General features: G+C 60.9%; 16 protein-coding genes. 5 read left to right on the top strand and 11 right to left on the bottom strand.

From position 1 onward, the window contains the following. Position 1 precedes the first annotated feature (1 nt). The 9 genes from doeA to IB272_RS14350 form a co-directional block, all read right to left on the bottom strand. Positions 2-1,183, bottom strand: coding sequence for an ectoine hydrolase DoeA (gene doeA / locus IB272_RS14310; protein ID WP_034794791.1), 1,182 nt, complete (start codon positions 1,181-1,183; stop codon positions 2-4). 34 nt (positions 1,184-1,217) lie between these two features. Beyond that, complete coding sequence (gene eutC / locus IB272_RS14315; protein ID WP_192444502.1) at positions 1,218-2,210, bottom strand: ectoine utilization protein EutC; 993 nt, start codon at positions 2,208-2,210, stop codon at positions 1,218-1,220. Beyond that, positions 2,207-3,208, bottom strand: coding sequence for a hydroxyectoine utilization dehydratase EutB (eutB, locus tag IB272_RS14320; protein WP_192444503.1), 1,002 nt, complete (start codon positions 3,206-3,208; stop codon positions 2,207-2,209). The genes eutC and eutB overlap by 4 nt, the downstream gene beginning before the upstream one ends. 2 nt (positions 3,209-3,210) lie before the next feature. Continuing rightward, the gene (eutA, locus tag IB272_RS14325; protein WP_089045782.1) at positions 3,211-3,990 is read right to left on the bottom strand and encodes an ectoine utilization protein EutA; all 780 of its coding nucleotides are present in this window, start codon (positions 3,988-3,990) and stop codon (positions 3,211-3,213) included. Continuing rightward, complete coding sequence (ehuD, locus tag IB272_RS14330) at positions 3,987-4,649, bottom strand: ectoine/hydroxyectoine ABC transporter permease subunit EhuD (RefSeq protein ID WP_034794801.1); 663 nt, start codon at positions 4,647-4,649, stop codon at positions 3,987-3,989. The genes eutA and ehuD overlap by 4 nt, the downstream gene beginning before the upstream one ends. Positions 4,650-4,651: 2 nt before the next feature. Further along, positions 4,652-5,311, bottom strand: a complete 660-nt coding sequence (gene ehuC, locus IB272_RS14335) for an ectoine/hydroxyectoine ABC transporter permease subunit EhuC (RefSeq protein ID WP_034794803.1) — start codon at positions 5,309-5,311, stop codon at positions 4,652-4,654. A 68-nt stretch (positions 5,312-5,379) separates the two neighbouring features. Then, complete coding sequence (gene ehuB, locus IB272_RS14340) at positions 5,380-6,228, bottom strand: ectoine/hydroxyectoine ABC transporter substrate-binding protein EhuB (protein ID WP_089045759.1); 849 nt, start codon at positions 6,226-6,228, stop codon at positions 5,380-5,382. A 66-nt stretch (positions 6,229-6,294) separates the two neighbouring features. Next, positions 6,295-7,080 (bottom strand): ectoine/hydroxyectoine ABC transporter ATP-binding protein EhuA, encoded by a 786-nt coding sequence (gene ehuA / locus IB272_RS14345; RefSeq protein WP_034794806.1) that lies wholly within the window; start codon positions 7,078-7,080, stop codon positions 6,295-6,297. Positions 7,081-7,202: 122 nt separating this feature from the next. Further along, positions 7,203-8,624: a PLP-dependent aminotransferase family protein gene (locus IB272_RS14350; protein WP_226020914.1), complete on the bottom strand. Its 1,422-nt coding sequence runs from the start codon at positions 8,622-8,624 to the stop codon at positions 7,203-7,205. A 67-nt stretch (positions 8,625-8,691) separates the two neighbouring features. Between IB272_RS14350 and IB272_RS14355 the strand changes: the two genes are divergently transcribed. The 5 genes from IB272_RS14355 to IB272_RS14375 all read left to right on the top strand — a co-directional run bounded on the left by IB272_RS14355 (position 8,692) and on the right by IB272_RS14375 (position 13,660). Further along, positions 8,692-9,174, top strand: coding sequence for an Lrp/AsnC family transcriptional regulator (locus tag IB272_RS14355; protein WP_192444504.1), 483 nt, complete (start codon positions 8,692-8,694; stop codon positions 9,172-9,174). 118 nt (positions 9,175-9,292) lie between these two features. Then, positions 9,293-10,789, top strand: coding sequence for an NAD-dependent succinate-semialdehyde dehydrogenase (locus tag IB272_RS14360; RefSeq protein ID WP_089045758.1), 1,497 nt, complete (start codon positions 9,293-9,295; stop codon positions 10,787-10,789). A gap of 37 nt (positions 10,790-10,826) precedes the next feature. Continuing rightward, positions 10,827-12,215: an aspartate aminotransferase family protein gene (locus tag IB272_RS14365; RefSeq protein ID WP_192358059.1), complete on the top strand. Its 1,389-nt coding sequence runs from the start codon at positions 10,827-10,829 to the stop codon at positions 12,213-12,215. A 274-nt stretch (positions 12,216-12,489) separates the two neighbouring features. Next, a complete protein-coding gene (locus IB272_RS14370) occupies positions 12,490-12,954 on the top strand; it encodes a transposase (RefSeq protein WP_060516660.1) in 465 nt (154 codons plus the stop codon). Between the two features lie 133 nt (positions 12,955-13,087). After that, on the top strand, positions 13,088-13,660 hold the full coding sequence (locus IB272_RS14375; protein ID WP_063891210.1) for a hypothetical protein: 573 nt from the start codon (positions 13,088-13,090) through the stop codon (positions 13,658-13,660). Between the two features lie 314 nt (positions 13,661-13,974). On the opposite strand, the gene IB272_RS14380 is transcribed toward IB272_RS14375, so the two are convergent. Beyond that, positions 13,975-14,376, bottom strand: coding sequence for a response regulator (locus tag IB272_RS14380; protein WP_200954142.1), 402 nt, complete (start codon positions 14,374-14,376; stop codon positions 13,975-13,977). A gap of 2 nt (positions 14,377-14,378) precedes the next feature. Further along, complete coding sequence (locus IB272_RS14385; protein ID WP_113135565.1) at positions 14,379-15,893, bottom strand: HWE histidine kinase domain-containing protein; 1,515 nt, start codon at positions 15,891-15,893, stop codon at positions 14,379-14,381. Positions 15,894-16,128 lie beyond the last annotated feature (235 nt).

The raw sequence follows: 16,128 nt of genomic DNA on the forward strand, positions 1-16,128 counted from the left end.
CTCAATCCTTCACGAGCAGTTTGCGCGGCACGTTGGCGAGGCACTCGACACCGCTCTCGGTGATCAGGATGCTTTCCGTGGTCTCAAAGCCCATGTCCTCGAGCCAGAGGCCCGTCATGAAGTGGAAAGTCATGCCGGGTTTGAGTTCGCTGCGGTCACCTGGACGCAGGCTCATCGTGCGCTCGCCCCAGTCCGGCGGATAGGAAACGCCGATGCCGTAGCCTGTGCGATTGTCCTTCACGATGCCGTACTTCTTCAGCACGGCGAAGAAAGCGTTTGCGATATCCTCGCAGGTATTGCCGGGCCGTGCCTTTTCGAGGCCTGCCTCCATGCCTTCCAGCGTCGCCTTCTCGGCATCGAGGAACGCCTGTGTCGGCTTGCCGAGAAAGACGGTGCGCGACAGCGGCACGTGATAACGGTGGTAGCAGCCGGCAATCTCGAAGAACGTACCTTCGCCTCTCTTCATCGGCCGGTCGTCCCAGGTCAGGTGCGGCGCGGAAGCCTCCACGCCCGAAGGTAACAGCGGGACGATTGCTGGATAATCGCCGCCGATGCCATCGACCCCTCGGGTACCGGCATCGTAAATCTCCGCGACCAGATCGCATTTGCGCATGCCGACCGCGATCTTGTCGAAGATGCGTTCATGCATCTTTTCGACGATCCTTGCGGCGTTGCGCATGTAGCGGATTTCGGCCTCGCTCTTGACCGCGCGCTGCCAGTTGACGAGTGCGGTCGCATCGATGAAACGCGCATTCGGCAGGTGCTTCACAAGTGAAGCGAAGGCGGCGGCGGAGAACCAGTAATTGTCCATCTCCACGCCGATCGTCAGTTTGTCGAGGCCCCGTTCGGCGAGCTTGGCCGAGAGGTAATCCATCGGGTGGCGCTCGGTGGACTGCACATAGTGGTCCGGATAGCCGACGATGTTCTCGTGTTTGAGGTAGGCGGTGAATTTGGCGCCGTTGGCATCCTGGCCGCGGCCATACCAGATGGGCTCGCCCGTCGGCGGCACGACGACGCATTGGTGCACGTAGAAAGACCAGCCGTCATAGCCGGTCAGCCAGTTCATGTTCGACGGATCGCTGACGATCAGCACGTCGATGCCCTTGGCTTCCATCGCTTTTCGCGTTTTTTGAAGACGCGTTTCATACTCCGGAAGCGAGAACTTCAGGTTCGCTTGTTTCATCGGTTTTTCCTCTATACCCGGCGAAAAGCCGGTCTCAACTCTCGAAGATCGTGCCGGCGCCCGCCATTGCCGCGCGGGCGCCGGCAAGCGTAGCTATGGCGGTGTCCTGAATGCCCGTGCCGGTAAGGTCCGCCACGGTGATCTGCTCGGGGCCGCTGCGGCCCGGTTTGCGCCCGGCGACGATCTCGCCGAGTTCGGGGAAGATCGTATCCTCCGTCACGAGGCCCGCTTCGATGGCATGATGCAATTCGCCGAGCCTGCGCGTCTGCTTCAGGCTATCGGCGACATAGAGGTCGGCGGTGGCGACAATGGCGGGCTCGATCTCGTTTTTGTGCTCGGCGTCCGACCCCATGGCCGTGACATGCTGGCCAGGCTGGAGCCATTCGGCCCGAAGCACCGGTGTTTCGGAAGGCGTGGTGGTGACGATGATCTCCGCACCATCGACAGCCGCCCGGCCGTCGGCCTCCGCCCGAACCGGAAAGCCGAGCTTCACCGTCAAGTCCGCAGCGACGGCCTCGGCTTTAGCAGCATCTCTCGCCCAGATGCGCGCTTCGCGGATCGGCCGCACCAGACTTAAGGCCTCAAGCTGCAACCTTGCCTGCATGCCGGCGCCGAAGATGGCGACAACCGCGGCATCCGGGCGCGAAAGTTGTCGAGCCGCGACCGCGCCGGCCGCCGCTGTGCGCACATCCGTCAGGTAACCGTTGTCGAGCAGGACGGCCTCTACCAGGCCGGTCTTCGCCGAAAGCAGCACCATCAGGCCGCTGGTGCTCTGCAGGCCGATCTTCGGATTATTGAAGAAGCCGGGGCTGATCTTGATGGCGAAACCGTCGAGACCGGGCACGTAAGCCGTCTTAACATCGACCTCACCGCGCTCTTCAGGGATGTCGAGCCTCAGGATCGGCGGCATCGCCACCGCTTTGGTGGCAAGCGCGTGAAACGCTCCTTCGACGCAGGCAATGGCATCGAGATCGAGCGGAACGATACGCCTGAGTTCCGCCTCGGTAAGAATTCTCATCGTCGTCATGCCGCGGCCTCCGCTAGCGGATCGACCCCGCCATTGATGACCCGTCGATGCAGGTCCATGTCGACATTGCGGCCGGAGAGGATGACCGCCACCGGCCCCTCCAGCCGGCCAAACCGGCGGGAAAGCAAGGCCGCGATGCCAACGGCCCCTGCCCCCTCGATCACCTCGCGCTCCTGGGAATACGCATGCCGCATACCAGCCGCGATCTCGGCTTCAGACAACAAGATCACGTCGTCGAGCAGCGCGCGGCACATTTCGAAGGTCACGGTGTTATCAAGGCCGATGCCGCCACCGAGGGAATCGGCAAGACTTGCCACCTCCTCGACTTGCACCGGCCGCCCTGCGTTAAGGCTCGCCTTCATCGCCGCGCCACGTTCCATCGTAAGGCCGATGACGCGGGTCTTCGGTGACCGCCCTTTCACGGCCGCCGCGACACCGGCCGCAAGCCCACCGCCGGAAAGCGGCACAAAAACCGTCGCCACATCCGGCATTGCCTCGACGATCTCCAGACCGAGTGTGCCCTGCCCGGCAACGACCGTTCGATTATCGAAGGGTGGCACCATGACGAGACCCTCTTCAGCCACCAGCCGATCCACCTCAAGCTGGGCTTCGTCCTGCGATTTGCCGACGATCAGGACATTGGCCCCAAGCCTTCGGATGTCCGACACCTTGTTGTTGGGCACGAGCCTGGACACGCAGATTGTCGCGACTGATCCTTCGGCCTTGGCGGCATGGGCGAGCGCCCGGCCGTGATTGCCGGTCGAGGCGGCGACGACACCCCTCGCCCGCTCTTCCGACGTCAGCGAGAGCACGGCATTCGTGGCGCCGCGGAGCTTGAAGCTGCCTGTCGTCTGGTGGTGCTCAAGCTTCAGGCCGACGGGCACACCGAAGCGTTCGCAGAGCGAAGCGGAAAGCACGAATGGCGTATTCAAGACCCGGCCCTTTATGCGCCGCGCCGCCTGTTCGATATCCGCCACTGTCACGGGAAGGTTCGACATCGCTAGCGGTCCAAATAGGCAAGTGTCATGAGTTGCCCGAGATCCGGCCGTGCCGTCTCATTGCCGCAGAGGCGCAGGCAGGCCCAGGCGGTGGCGAGATTGCTGGTAACGACCGGCTTGCCGATGACGGCCTCGATCTCGGCCGCGACGCCTGCCGCGCGCACCGCCGTACACGATATGAAAAGCGCGTCGCTGTCTGGCGCCGTCGCTTGCTTCGCAAAGGCGACGATTTCGTCCGGAGAAATGCGCGCCATCTCCCGGTCGTCATCAAGACCGAGGCAAGTGAAACGGGCGATGTCGAAGCCAAGCGACACGAAATAGTTAGCCATCGGCTCGCTGGTCTCGATCGTGTAGGGCGTCAGTACGGAAATCCGCTTGGCACCGAACGCCTTGAGGCCAGAGGCCGCCGCCGCAGTCGGCGTGACGACGGAAGCACTTGGCTTGGCCGCATGGACCGCCGCCTTGACTTGCGCGTCGCCGATGACGACGGACGCGGAGGTGCAGGAATACATGACGATGTCTAGAGGTTCGTCCGGCAGGATCAGTGCGGCCGCCGATGTCAGCGAGGGCTGCATGGCGCGCAAGTTCTCCGGCGTCACCGGGTTCGCGTAGGGAATGCGCGTCGCATAGACGCCAATCTGCTCGCTTGCCACCATGCGATGGAAGTCCACTTCCGTGGTGTGGTCGGTCGCAAGGATGATCAGGCCGATGCGCTTGTCGAGCGGACGCTCATCCAGCTTCGGCATGCGCGAGGAAAGTGTAAGATCGACCGCTCGCATCAGCGCTCCTCCACTTGGGCGTATCGTTCTTCCAGCCAGCGCAGGAAGACGACGGAGATCAGGCTCATGATCAGGAAGAAGACCCCGACCAGCGTCATCGGCTCGATGTAGCGATAGCTGCTGTTGGCCACGCTTTTCGCCTGGTTCATCAGTTCGAGCACTGTGATGGCGGAAAGGAGCGGTGTCTCCTTGAACATGGCGATCAGATAGTTGGCCAGCGCCGGGATCATCGGCGGGATCGCCTGTGGCAGGATGACGTGGACCCAGGTCTGGCGGCCGGTGAGGTTCGTCGCCTTGGCCGCCTCCCATTGGCCGCGCGGCACGTTCTCGATACCGGCGCGGTAGACCTCCGCCGCATAGGTGCCATAGTGGAGCCCAAGGCCGATGATGCCGGCGAGCATTGCCGGCAGGCGAACGCCAATATCCGGCAACACGAAGAAGATGAAGTAGAGCTGGACCAGGAGCGGCGTGCCGCGAATGAACTCCACGATGAAGCCCGTGACCTTCGCAATCGGCTTAGGCGCGGTCATGCGCAGGATGGCAAAGACGAGGCCGATGATGGCAGCGAGTGCCGCGCCGAAAACGGTTGCCAATATGGTGATCTTCAGACCCTCAAGCAGGGTCGGCATGATTTCCCAAACGAAATTCCAGTCCCATTCCATCGTCAGGTCCTCACGCCATCAAGGCCACGTGTTACCCGGCGTTCCAGCCAGCGCATGCCGTTGGAGATGGCGAGTGCCATCAGGAAGTAGAGCACGAGAATCGTTGCGAAAGGAACGAGCGTGCTGCCGGTCTGGGCGCGGACCACCTGGGCCTGAAAGGTCATGTCGGTGAGCGAGATCAGCGACACGACGGCCGTACCCTTCAAGAGCTCGATCGCGTTGTTGCAGAAGGTCGGAAGCATCAGCGGCAGGGCCTGCGGAAGGACAACGTAACGCATCGACTGATAGCGCGAGAGATTGAGCGCTATGCAGGCCTCGCGTTGCTCGCGGCCGATCGCTTTGACCGCGCCGCGCACGACCTCCGCCCCATAGGCTCCCACGTTCAGTCCCAGCGCCAGTACGCCGGCCTGAAGCGGCGACAAGGTGACGCCGGCGAATGGCAGCACGAAGTAGACCCAGAACAGCTGGACGAAGATCGACGTGCCGCGGAAAAACTCGATATAGGTGGTGGCAAGCGCGCGAACCACGAAAATGCGGCTGACGCGTCCAAGACCCGCGACGAATGCCATGACGAGCGCGAGCAAGGAGCCGAGCACGGTAAGCTCAAGCGTCACGAGCGCGCCTTCAAGGATCAGCCCTATGTAGCCGGACCAGTCGGTCATCGTTCTTCCATATACGAGGGAGCGGACTGCCTCTCCCCGGTTTGGGAAGAGGCCCGATTGCTGCGGCCTTACTTGGCGGCGCAGAGCTTTTCGCGGGTCGTCGACATCGCGGCCGCGGCAGAGAAGCCATAGGGTTCGATGATCTTGGCAAACTCGCCCGACTGCTTGAGCTTTGCGAGTTCCACGTCGAAGGCATCGCGCAAGGCTTCCTCGCCCTTCTTGAAGGCCGCGCCGTCGCAATAGACCGGCGCGCCTTCAACCGGCGCCACGACTTCGACACTGGGGTCGTTCGCCTTGGCGACAAGAGCGTTGATGGAAAGCACCGGCAGCGAATAGACGTCGATACGGCCGTCCTGCAGCATCTTCAGGCCGCTCTGGCCATCCGGAACGACAATGACACGATCGCGCGGGACGCCGGCTTCGAGCGCGAGCTTTTCTTCCGTACCGCCACCTGGCGCGCCGATCTTGGCGTCCGGGTTGTCGGCGATATCCTTGTAGCTCTTGAGCTTCAGCGGGTTGCCCTTTTTCAGCGCGAAGGCTTCGGCGTCACAAAGGATCGGTTCTGAATAGGCAACCGCGTTGCAACGTTCCGGCTTCATGAAGAGGCCGGCAGTGATGACATCATGACGGCCGGCCTGAAGACCCGGGATCATCGCGCCATATTCCGAGATCGAGGCGACGATGTCTTCGACACCGAGGCGCTTGAAGACCTCACGCGCGACGTCCGGAGCTGCGCCAGAAACTTTGCCGTCGGCGGCAACTGCCGTGAAGGGCGGTTCGTTGGCGATGGCGACACGGGCGAAACCCTGTTCCTTCAGTTCCTCAAGCTTGCCGTCGGCCCAGGCTGGCGCTGCGGCAACCATTGCCGTGAGGGCGCCCGCGCTGGCGGTTATGGTCAAATAGGTTCTCATGCTCATAGTTGCGAACTCCTCTGGCTGTCCCGGGTTTTTGTTTGGAGCCTTGTTTCCGGGCGGCAAAGCCGCTCAGACGCGGTGCCCTGCCGCGATGATCTTGCGCAGGAAGGTCTGCGTGCGTTCCTGCTTGGGAGTGCGGAAAATCTCGTCCGGCTTGCCCTCCTCGACGATCTTGCCGCGGTCGAAAAAGAGAATGCGATCGGCAAAATCATGGGCGAAACCCATCTCATGCGTGACGAGCAGCATGGTCATGTCTGTTTCGACCGCAAGCTTGCGCATGACATTCAGCACTTCTTCGACCAGTTCCGGGTCGAGTGCCGAGGTCACCTCGTCAAACAGCATGATCTTTGGCGAAAGAGCCAGCGCCCGGGCGATCGCAACGCGCTGCTTCTGTCCGCCGGACAATTGCGCGGGCATGCTCTTTGCCTTGTCGGCCATGCCCACCATGTCGAGAAGCTCCATCGCCCGCTTCTCCGCCGCGGCCTTCGCCATGCCTTTCGTCAGCATCGGCGCGAGCGTGACATTGTCGAGCACGCATTTGTGCGGGAAGAGATTGAAGTGCTGGAAGACCATGCCGATCTTCTCGCGCATCTTGTGCAGATGGCGGTCGTCGGCCGGCGCGAGGCTGCCGTTCTTCGGCATATGATAGAGCTGGTCGCCGTCGACCTCGATATGGCCACCGCTGATCGCCTCCAATGTCATGAGAATGCGCAGGATCGTTGTCTTGCCCGATCCGGAGGGACCGATAAGCGCCAACTTTTCACCCGGCAGCACGTCCATCGACAAACCGTCGAGTACGGTCAAGGGACCGTAGCGTTTGGTGATGTTGTCGATGCGGATGATCGGCGCTGCCATGCATGTCTCTCCCTATTGAGACAAGTGATGGAGCAACGATGCGCGGCAAACAAAATCATGTCAATGTCAATAATAATATCAGTACAATTATTCTGACATCGCCCATTTGCAAGGCAGTTCACTCAAATCGCGAGCAACAGCGCTTCTGGATTTCCGCTGGCGAGTGAGGCGAGAATGCCAAGTCCGGTGCGCAATTCCTGCTCGGTGGTCGAGCCGAGCGAAATGCGCACCGCCGGCTGCCAACCCTGGTCGGCCGTGCGGAACGAAGAGCCGGGCGCAATAGCGACACCGCGCAGACGCGCCTGGGATACGAAACCTTCCTCCGCATGCCCTTCCGGTAAGGGTAGCCACACATGCAGGCTCTGCGGATGGCTATAATAGGGCAAGCCCGCAAGCGCATCCTCGGCGATCGCGTGACGAACGCCAAGTGCCCGGCGCTGCCAATTGACGAGTTCCATCGCCGTGCCGTCGCTGACCCAAAGTGTTGCGATCTCGGCGATTGAAGGCGTCGCCATCCAGTTGGAGACGAGATGGCGGTTGGCAACCGCTGCGACATAGCGATCCGGAGCGGCAAGATAGCCGATGCGCAGGCCCGGTACCGTGATCTTTGTGAAGCTGGTGACGTAGAGGGTGCGCTCCGGCGCATAGGCCGCAATCGGCGGCGCCCGACCTTCCACAAGCGGCCCCAGGATGTCGTTCTCGATGATCGCGATATCGTGGCGTCGTGCGACCTCAGCAAGCGCCTGCCGGCGCTCAGGCCCCATCAACGCCGCGGTCGGATTGATCACCGAGGGCTGGAGAAAGACGGCGCGGATGACGCCGGTGCGGCAAGCTTCATCCAACGCCTCGGGGATCATGCCTTCGCGATCGATCGGCAAGCCCTCGAGATGAAGGCCAAGGTAGCTGGAAAGCGGCACGAGCGTGTGGTGGCTGATCGCCTCGGTCGCAACGGTCGAGCCCGGCGGAGCGACGCTCATCAGCGCCACTGTCATGCCTGAGGTTGCGCCATTCGTCAGACTGATATTGAGGGGCGATACATCGAGACCGCACCGCGACAGCCACTCGGCCGCGACGGTGCGATGGCGCGGGAAAACCATATTCGGCCGGAAGGAAAGCGCCGAACTTGACGGCAGGTTCTCCGCCAGCCACCCGAAGGCTGCGCGCATGCGCTCCAGATGGAGTTGCTCGCAAACAGGTTTCAGGATCGAGAGATCCACCAGCTCGCCAAGACGCTCCGGCAGGTAGGGTGGCTCAGGCTCCTTCGGCCTTGTCTGCACGAAGGAACCGCGACCAATTTCTCCGGAAATGAGCCCTCGTCGGATCAGTTCGTCATAGGCGCGGCTGACGGTTTGCACGGAAAGTTTCAGGTCGTCGGCGAGCTTGCGATGTGGCAGCAGGCGCGTCCCGTTCGGCAGATGCCCTTCCTGGATGGCGCGGGCGATCTGCTCGGCGAGGGAGAGATAGGCCGGCCGGCGCAACTGGGATATGTCGGGTCGCCAATTTGTCATGATTTCGACAGTGCTCAAAATCAGTTCAATTGACAATGCCAAAATGGTTTCCCATTGTCTTTTCCTCCGCTTTGACGCGATCCCCGCCCGGAGGGCGCCCCGAATGAAACTCGACGCCATCGACCTGCGTATCCTGGAGGCGATCCAGCAGAACGGACGCATCACCAAGCTGGCGCTGGCGCAACGGGCGGGTCTCTCACCAACGCCCTGCTGGCTGCGCCTGCGCAAGCTGGAAAGGGCCGGCATCGTCACGGGATATCACGCGCGTGTTGCGGTGCGACGCGTTGCGCCTGTTGCCAGCGTGATGATGGAGGTGACGCTCGCCAATCATCGGCAAGTGGATTTCGAACGCTTCGAACGGGCTGTCGCGACAACGCCCGAAATCGTGGCCTGCTGGTCGGTCGGCGGTGGCGTCGATTACATCCTGAAGATCGTGGCGCGTGATATCGATGCGTACCAGCGCCTTGTCGACAGCCTGCTTGACCGTGAGCTCGGCATCGACCGCTACTTCACCTACATCGTCACCAAGACGGTGAAGGAGGAGACCGTGCTTCCACTCGAGACGTTGCTTCCCCCTTCCGAATAGAGAGATTGTCTACGGCCGGGCCAATCTTTAGCCAAAGTCTCTGACGCCCACCCCGGCAATGGACAATCTGTCCCTCGCCCTCTGGCAGACTCCCTCCAGACACCAAGAGGAGGCTGCCATGACCGCCGTATTTGCCCGCACGACCTTTCACGACGCGCTTGCCCGCCTTGCCGATCCGCACCTCTTAAGGGAGCTCTCCTATGTCGGGGGGCGCTGGATTGCTAGCCGCGACGGCGCAAGCTTCAAGGTGACGGACCCTGCCTCGTCGGCGACGCTTGCCTGGGTCGCAGCCCTTGGTGCCGATGAGGCCGCAGAAGCCATCTCGGCGGCGAGTGACGCACTGCCCGCCTGGCGCAGCATGCTGCCGCAGCAGCGTTCCGCTATTCTTCGCAAGTGGCACGACCTGATACTGGAGGCGCGCGAGGACCTTGCGCTCTTGATGACGCTGGAACAGGGCAAACCACTCGCCGAATCGCGCGGTGAAATCGACTACGCGGCCTCCTTCGTCGAATGGTACGCGGAGGAAGGAAAGCGGCTGAATGCGGAAAGCGTCACCAGCCATCTGCCCGGAGCCGAAATGATCGTGCGGCGCGAGGCGCTGGGTGTCGTCGGGATCGTGACGCCGTGGAACTTCCCCTCAGCCATGATCACCCGGAAGGCCGCAGCTGCCCTTGCCGCCGGCTGCACGGTCGTTGCGCATCCCTCCAGCGAAACGCCGCTTTCAGCGCTCGCCCTTGCCGAACTTGGCGAGCGGGCTGGGCTTCCCGCAGGCGTCTTCAATGTGGTGACCGGCGATGCCGCCACGATCGTCGGCCGCATGAATGCCGATCCGCGTATTCGCGCCATGAGCTTCACCGGCTCGACGCAGATCGGCAAGCTGATTGCGGGCCAGTGCGCTGACACCATGAAGCGGATGGTGATGGAGCTCGGTGGCCATGCACCATTGATCGTCTTTGCCGATGCCGACATCGAGAAGGCTGCCGACATCGCAATGGCGGCGAAGTTCGCCACATCCGGGCAGGATTGCCTCGCCGCCAACCGCATTTATGTCGAGCGCCCTGCACTTGCGGACTTCACGCGGGCGTTCAAGGCTCGCATCGAAGCGCTGAAGGTTGCCTCGGGCCTCGAACCAGACGCCGAGATCGGCCCCCTGATGCACGAGCGTGCCATCGCCAAGGTGGAAGAACAGGTCGCCGATGCGCTGAAGCGCGGCGCAAAGCTGCTGGCGGGCGGCAAGCGCCACAAGACAGGCGCTCTGTTCTTCGAGCCGACCCTTTTGACGGATGTACCGGACGATGCGCTGATCATGCGTGAGGAGACCTTCGGCCCGGTTGCCGCGGTCACCGCCTTCGACAGCGAGACCGAAGTAGTCGCCCGGGCAAACGACACCGAGTACGGCCTCGTCGCCTATGTCGTCACCGAAAACGGAGCGCGCCAGATGCGTCTTGCACGGGCTTTGGAGTACGGGATGGTCGCGATCAATCGGGTGAAAATCACCGGTGGACCGATCCCCTTCGGCGGCTGGAAACAGTCGGGCCTTGGCCGCGAAGGCTCCCGCCACGGCATCGAGGCCTTCACCGAACTCAAATATCTCTGCATCGACACGGCCGCCTGAGCGCAGGCGCCACATTTCATACGCGAAAGGAAAGACCATGCTCGAAAAAAGCAACGAACTCAGCGCCTGGGACCGTGATCACTTCTTCCACCCCTCCACGCATATGGGCATGCATGCGCGTGGTGAAACACCGACCCGGGTGATCGGCGGCGGCGAAGGTGTGTATATTACCGACACCAGCGGCAGGACGAGCCTCGATGCCTTTGCTGGCCTTTATTGCGTCAATGTGGGCTACGGCCGGCAGAAGATCGCAGACGCGATCGCCGAGCAGGCGAAGAACCTTGCTTATTATCATGCCTATGTCGGCCACGGTACGGAAGCGTCGATCACGCTTTCCAAGATGATCATCGATCGTGCGCCGGCGGGCATGAGCCGCGTCTATTTCGGTCTTTCAGGCTCCGATGCCAACGAGACCAACATCAAGCTGATCTGGTACTACAACAACATCCTTGGCCGGCCGGAAAAGAAGAAGATCATCTCCCGCTGGCGCGGCTATCACGGCTCCGGCGTCATGACGGGCTCCCTGACCGGCTTGCATCTATTCCACAACGCCTTTGACCTGCCGCGCGCGCCGATCCTGCACACCGAAGCACCCTACTTCTTCCGACGCCCCGATCGCTCGATGGATGAAGAGCAGTTCTCGCAATATTGCGCCGACAAGCTCGAGGAGATGATCCTTGCGGAAGGACCGGAGACGATCGCCGCCCTCATCGGCGAGCCGATCCTCGGTACTGGCGGCATCGTGCCGCCGCCGAAGGGCTACTGGCAGAAGGTCCAGGCTGTGCTCGAAAAATACGACATCCTGCTCGTCGCAGACGAGGTGGTGACCGGCTTCGGCCGCCTCGGCACCATGTTCGGATCGGACCACTACGGCATGAAGCCCGACCTCATCACCATTGCCAAGGGTCTGACCTCGGCCTACGCGCCGCTTTCCGGCACGATCGTATCGGATAAGATGTGGCGGGTGCTGGTGCAAGGATCTGACGAACTGGGCGCGATCGGCCATGGCTGGACCTATTCCGCCCATCCGATCTGTGCGGCCGCGGGGGTCGCCAACCTCGAACTGATCGACGAGTTGGGCCTGGTTGAAAATGCCGACAGCACGGGCGCTTATTTCCGCTTTGAACTGACGAAGGCACTCGCTGACCACAGACATGTGGGCGAAATACGTGGCGATGGCCTGATGGCCGCAATTGAGTTCGTCGAGGATAAGGACGACCGGGTATTTTTCGATCCGGCAAAGAAGATCGGCCCGCAAGTTGCGGCTGCCCTGCTTGAGCGCGGCGTCATCGGGCGGGCCATGCCGCAAGGTGATATCCTCGGCTTTGCGCCACCGCTTTGCCTCACAAAGGATGAGGCCAATGTTGTGGTGAAAGCGGCGGTCGAGGCCGTCACATCTGTCCTTGGCAAAGCAAAGGCAAGATGAGTGCAGATGCCAATACACGCAATTTGAACCTTGTTGTCGATGGGGAAGTGCTACGCCGCCCCATCGACAACCGTTGAGCCAGCAGTGCAATGGAAGCCCTATTGGCGAACGCCGATCTCGACCCTCGGGTCTAACGTCGAGCTGTTCCGGCATGGAAAACATCTAGCCAATCCGTATACCCTATTGGATCGGCACCAAAAATCGACCGGCAAGTAATGTTGACTCTGGTCTTCACTCGGTTGAAAAAAGGGCGACCATAAAAAAGGGATCACTCATGCCTGACGAAAACACGACGCCAACCACCCTGGTTGCGGAGGACGCAACGACTGTGCACACACCCGAGCGAGCAAAGCGAAGCGCGACGAAGCGTCAGAAAGCGGCTGGGGAAACCACACGGGCGACTTCGAAGGCAACAGCATCAACGCAACCCACCAAGTCCCGTAAGTTCAGCGAACAAGATAAACTCGAGAAGCTGAGGCAGATCGGGGCCCAGGTCGCAGACGGCACGAGCACGATCAAAGATGCGATTAAAAGCGCAGGAATATCCGAGCAGACCTACTATAACTGGAAGGGTAGCTTAAAGGCGGATGATAAGACGAGCAAAAAGCCCGCGTCGGCCAGCGACGAGTTCGCCGAACTGGTGAAGCTCGACGCCGAGAACCAGAAGCTGCGAAAACTCCTGGCGGAAAAACTGCGCACTGAGAATGCCGACCTGCGCAAGAGGCTTGGCATAGATTGAGGCCCGGAGAAGCCACGCGCTGAGCGCTGTGGCTCCACCGCTCCTTTGGCGGGCGGCTGATTTGCGAGGTTGCACCCGACGTTGTGCAGCCGATCATGCCGCAGCACGTCGATCTACATTGGGTTCAAACTATATGAAAACGCCACAACGCAGGTTCGTTGTTGAGTTCAAGTCCGGCCGCCGTCAGCCAAAAGTGCAAGCGGGTTCGATCTGGGGCAACACAGATCTCAAGACCCTTGCGCGCGAGGTTGAAAACGAAGCGGCTCATCTGTTCGGCCGTCAAGAATTGAATGCCGACGGCGGCATTGATCCCGCCTCTGATGCTCATGTCCCGAGTTTTGTTGACGAACCGGCCGTGATCACGGCGCCCGAGCCGGCGAATGAGGTGGCTGACCAGGTCGCTGCGGCGCATTTAATTTCCAATGTCGCTGATGAAGCTCGCGAGACCGCAATCGGCCCGCTCACTGTCGCCAGGACCCGCGGTTTACCGAAACGCGCCAGCGGGAAGCATCCTCCCCGCCCCTCCCCGAGGACCGCTTCGCAACCTACAGAGCAACAGTCGGATCTGGAGTCGAGATCGGCGCCAACGATGCTCTTGGAAGAGTTGGTTTCACTTGATGCGGAAAACAGCCGCCTCCGAAAACTGCTGGGGGAACAACTCCGTGCGCAGAACGTAACTCTCAAGAAGATGCTGGAACGGTTTTAGTTTCCGCTCCTTCGTTGACGCTGAGTTCCGCGACGGCCCGCGTCCAAGTGACGATCATTCGTGTCGATGGCACACAGATTGTAGATCCTTCCTCGATGACGTCGACGGAGCTCGGAGCTGCGCTGGCCTTCTTTTGGAGTGGCCTGCGACGGTCATGGAAACAGACGCCCCCCCGTCAGCGAGCAGGGCGACATTGCCGATCTGTAAGCCGGTGCAGGCCAAGAGCCACCATCGCGCCAAATGACGTTAGGCAATCGCACCAGAGGAGGCCGAAAGGACGGGCAGGCTACCTCGGGGCAGGGCATTCATTCTGATCACACGGATGAAGATGCCTCCCCGTTCTTCTGCTCAAGTACCGCGTCCAGCGCTTCCACCAGGACAGAGTTCGAAAACGGCTTGGAGAGAACTGGAGCTGTGTGGCTGGTCCCAAGCAAGGCCGACGTCCCATATCCGCTTAGGACAAGAAACGGAATCGATTGCTGATAACACGCGTCAGCCACGGGAAGCCCGCTGTGTCCCTGGAGGTTCATGTCGAGCACGACGACGTCGATTTTCGTCGCGTCGTTAAGTAATTGCAGCGCCCGATCCACAGTCGGAGCAAGGCCCACAATCTGCATTCCAGCCGCAAGCAGAGTGTCCTCGATTGACATTGCCACCAGCATTTCGTCTTCAACGACGAGCACTCGACGTCCCGCTAATGTTGTTGAAATTGTCAACTTTACTGCGCTCCCGAGGGCTGTTTGCTACTGAAATCCATGCTCATTGTGCATCTGAGGCCATCCGGTTCGAACCGCAGTTCGACCGGATATCCGAGTTCGTGGGCTAGACCTCGGTTTAGAACCCGTAGACCGAACCCTTGGCGGTCCGGTTCAGACGTCGGAGGTCCGCCGCGCTCCTCCCAAAGAATGCTGCATACCTCCTGGCATTGCCATGATAATGCGACCCGACCAACCTGGTTCGAAAGTGAACCGTGTTTGATCGCATTGGTCAGCAACTCGTTGAACGCCATGGAAAGCGCCAGAGCTTTTTTCGGATCGATGCGGATCGCAGCGCCTTGGATCGAGACGCGCCCGTCCTCAATCCAAGCGGTAAGAACCGTTTGAGCGATATCGCTCAGGTTTACGGCCTGCCAAGCCTCCCGCGTAAGCAAGTCGTGCGCCTTGGCAAGAACGAGCAGACGAGTGTTAAAAGCCTGGGCGAACGCCTCGGGCGTTTCGGAGCTTTTCAATGTTTGCTCCGCGAGGGAATTCACGGTAGCCAGGGTGTTCTTCACCCGATGATTGAGCTCTCCCACCAAGAGCTTCTGCCTCTTCTCCGCCCTTCTTTCCTCTGTTCGATCCCGGAAGATCTTGAGGTAGCGATCAGGCCCGCTCTCCTCGACACGAAGCATGACACCTGAGCCCCAAAACCGTGACCCATCCTTGCGATAGTGCCAACGCTCGTTCGCGGCACGTCCCGTTTCGGCCGCGGTTCGCATTTCCTGTTGTGGGATTTCCAAGGCTCGATCCTCAGGACTGAAGAAAATACTGCCGGAGAGACCAAGGACCTCGCTGTCGAGATAGCCCAAAAGGCGTTCAGCGCCACTGTTCCAGCTTGCGATCCGTCCGTCGGCGTCGAGCGTTATGATGGCATATTCGCTCGCGCTGTCGAGGATGACACGCAACCGTTCATTGGTGCGGCGAAGTCCCTCTTCGGCACGTTGATGCGCCTCTTCCGATTGCTTCCGCTCGATGCTGAACCCGAGTTGCCGGGCGATAGTGAGGCACAGGGTGGCTTCGTCAGCGGAATAGACGTGAGCGACGTCGCGGTAGGTCATGAATTTGCCAACGACGATGCCATCGACGGTCACAGGAATGAATGCGAGGGAGCGGATACCCTCCCCTCGTATGGCGTTCTTGAGCGCCTGAGGCTCGTCAGAAAGCTCTATGTCGCTTACGAAAATGGGAATAGGATCTCGATCTCCCGGCTTCCACGGCGAGTGTCCATCAACTGCCCGACGATAGTCCTCCGAGAGCCCGCGGGAAGCGACGAATCGCATCACTCCGTGGCGGTCAAAAAGCAGGATCGAAGCCCGCGAACACCCCAGCGCCCGCTCGATCGCATCGAATGTCGCATCGAAAGCATCGGTCTCGGACTCTGCGCGGTATAGTCCGTCCGTCAATTGGAACAGCGCCTCCAACTCGTCGGCCTTCTTAATCCAGGGCGTGTCGTCGGCAGGTTCACGTTGGCTCATATGCGCCCGCTGGGACGAGCCCGTACGGGCTCGGTTTCGATAGGGACTGCGACAACGAGCGTTTATATTTCCGCAGGCCCGGGTAAAGTTTAGGTGTGGCAGGCAGACCGGAATTCAAGCCCGAGCAGCGTCGAGTCCCGTCCGCAGGGCGAATGAATATCTCTGGTCGCGCGCCCTTATAGAATGAGCGATTAACCTATTAAATGGGACGTCGGCGAGTACCGATTTTAGGAGC

Source organism: Ensifer sp. ENS08 (genome assembly GCF_014852195.1).
Taxonomy (GTDB): Bacteria; Pseudomonadota; Alphaproteobacteria; order Rhizobiales; family Rhizobiaceae; genus Ensifer; species Ensifer adhaerens.

Bases quoted from the DNA above. Each gene is read 5' to 3' on its own strand.
- doeA (WP_034794791.1), bottom strand. From the start codon at position 1,183: ATGAAACAAGCGAACCTGAAGTTCTCGCTTCCGGAGTATGAAACGCGT.
- eutC (WP_192444502.1), bottom strand. From the start codon at position 2,210: ATGACGACGATGAGAATTCTTACCGAGGCGGAACTCAGGCGTATCGTT.
- eutB (WP_192444503.1), bottom strand. From the start codon at position 3,208: ATGTCGAACCTTCCCGTGACAGTGGCGGATATCGAACAGGCGGCGCGG.
- ehuD (WP_034794801.1), bottom strand. From the start codon at position 4,649: ATGGAATGGGACTGGAATTTCGTTTGGGAAATCATGCCGACCCTGCTT.
- ehuC (WP_034794803.1), bottom strand. From the start codon at position 5,311: ATGACCGACTGGTCCGGCTACATAGGGCTGATCCTTGAAGGCGCGCTC.
- ehuB (WP_089045759.1), bottom strand. From the start codon at position 6,228: ATGAGCATGAGAACCTATTTGACCATAACCGCCAGCGCGGGCGCCCTC.
- ehuA (WP_034794806.1), bottom strand. From the start codon at position 7,080: ATGGCAGCGCCGATCATCCGCATCGACAACATCACCAAACGCTACGGT.
- IB272_RS14355 (WP_192444504.1), top strand. From the start codon at position 8,692: ATGAAACTCGACGCCATCGACCTGCGTATCCTGGAGGCGATCCAGCAG.
- IB272_RS14360 (WP_089045758.1), top strand. From the start codon at position 9,293: ATGACCGCCGTATTTGCCCGCACGACCTTTCACGACGCGCTTGCCCGC.
- IB272_RS14365 (WP_192358059.1), top strand. From the start codon at position 10,827: ATGCTCGAAAAAAGCAACGAACTCAGCGCCTGGGACCGTGATCACTTC.
- IB272_RS14370 (WP_060516660.1), top strand. From the start codon at position 12,490: ATGCCTGACGAAAACACGACGCCAACCACCCTGGTTGCGGAGGACGCA.
- IB272_RS14375 (WP_063891210.1), top strand. From the start codon at position 13,088: ATGAAAACGCCACAACGCAGGTTCGTTGTTGAGTTCAAGTCCGGCCGC.
- IB272_RS14385 (WP_113135565.1), bottom strand. From the start codon at position 15,893: ATGAGCCAACGTGAACCTGCCGACGACACGCCCTGGATTAAGAAGGCC.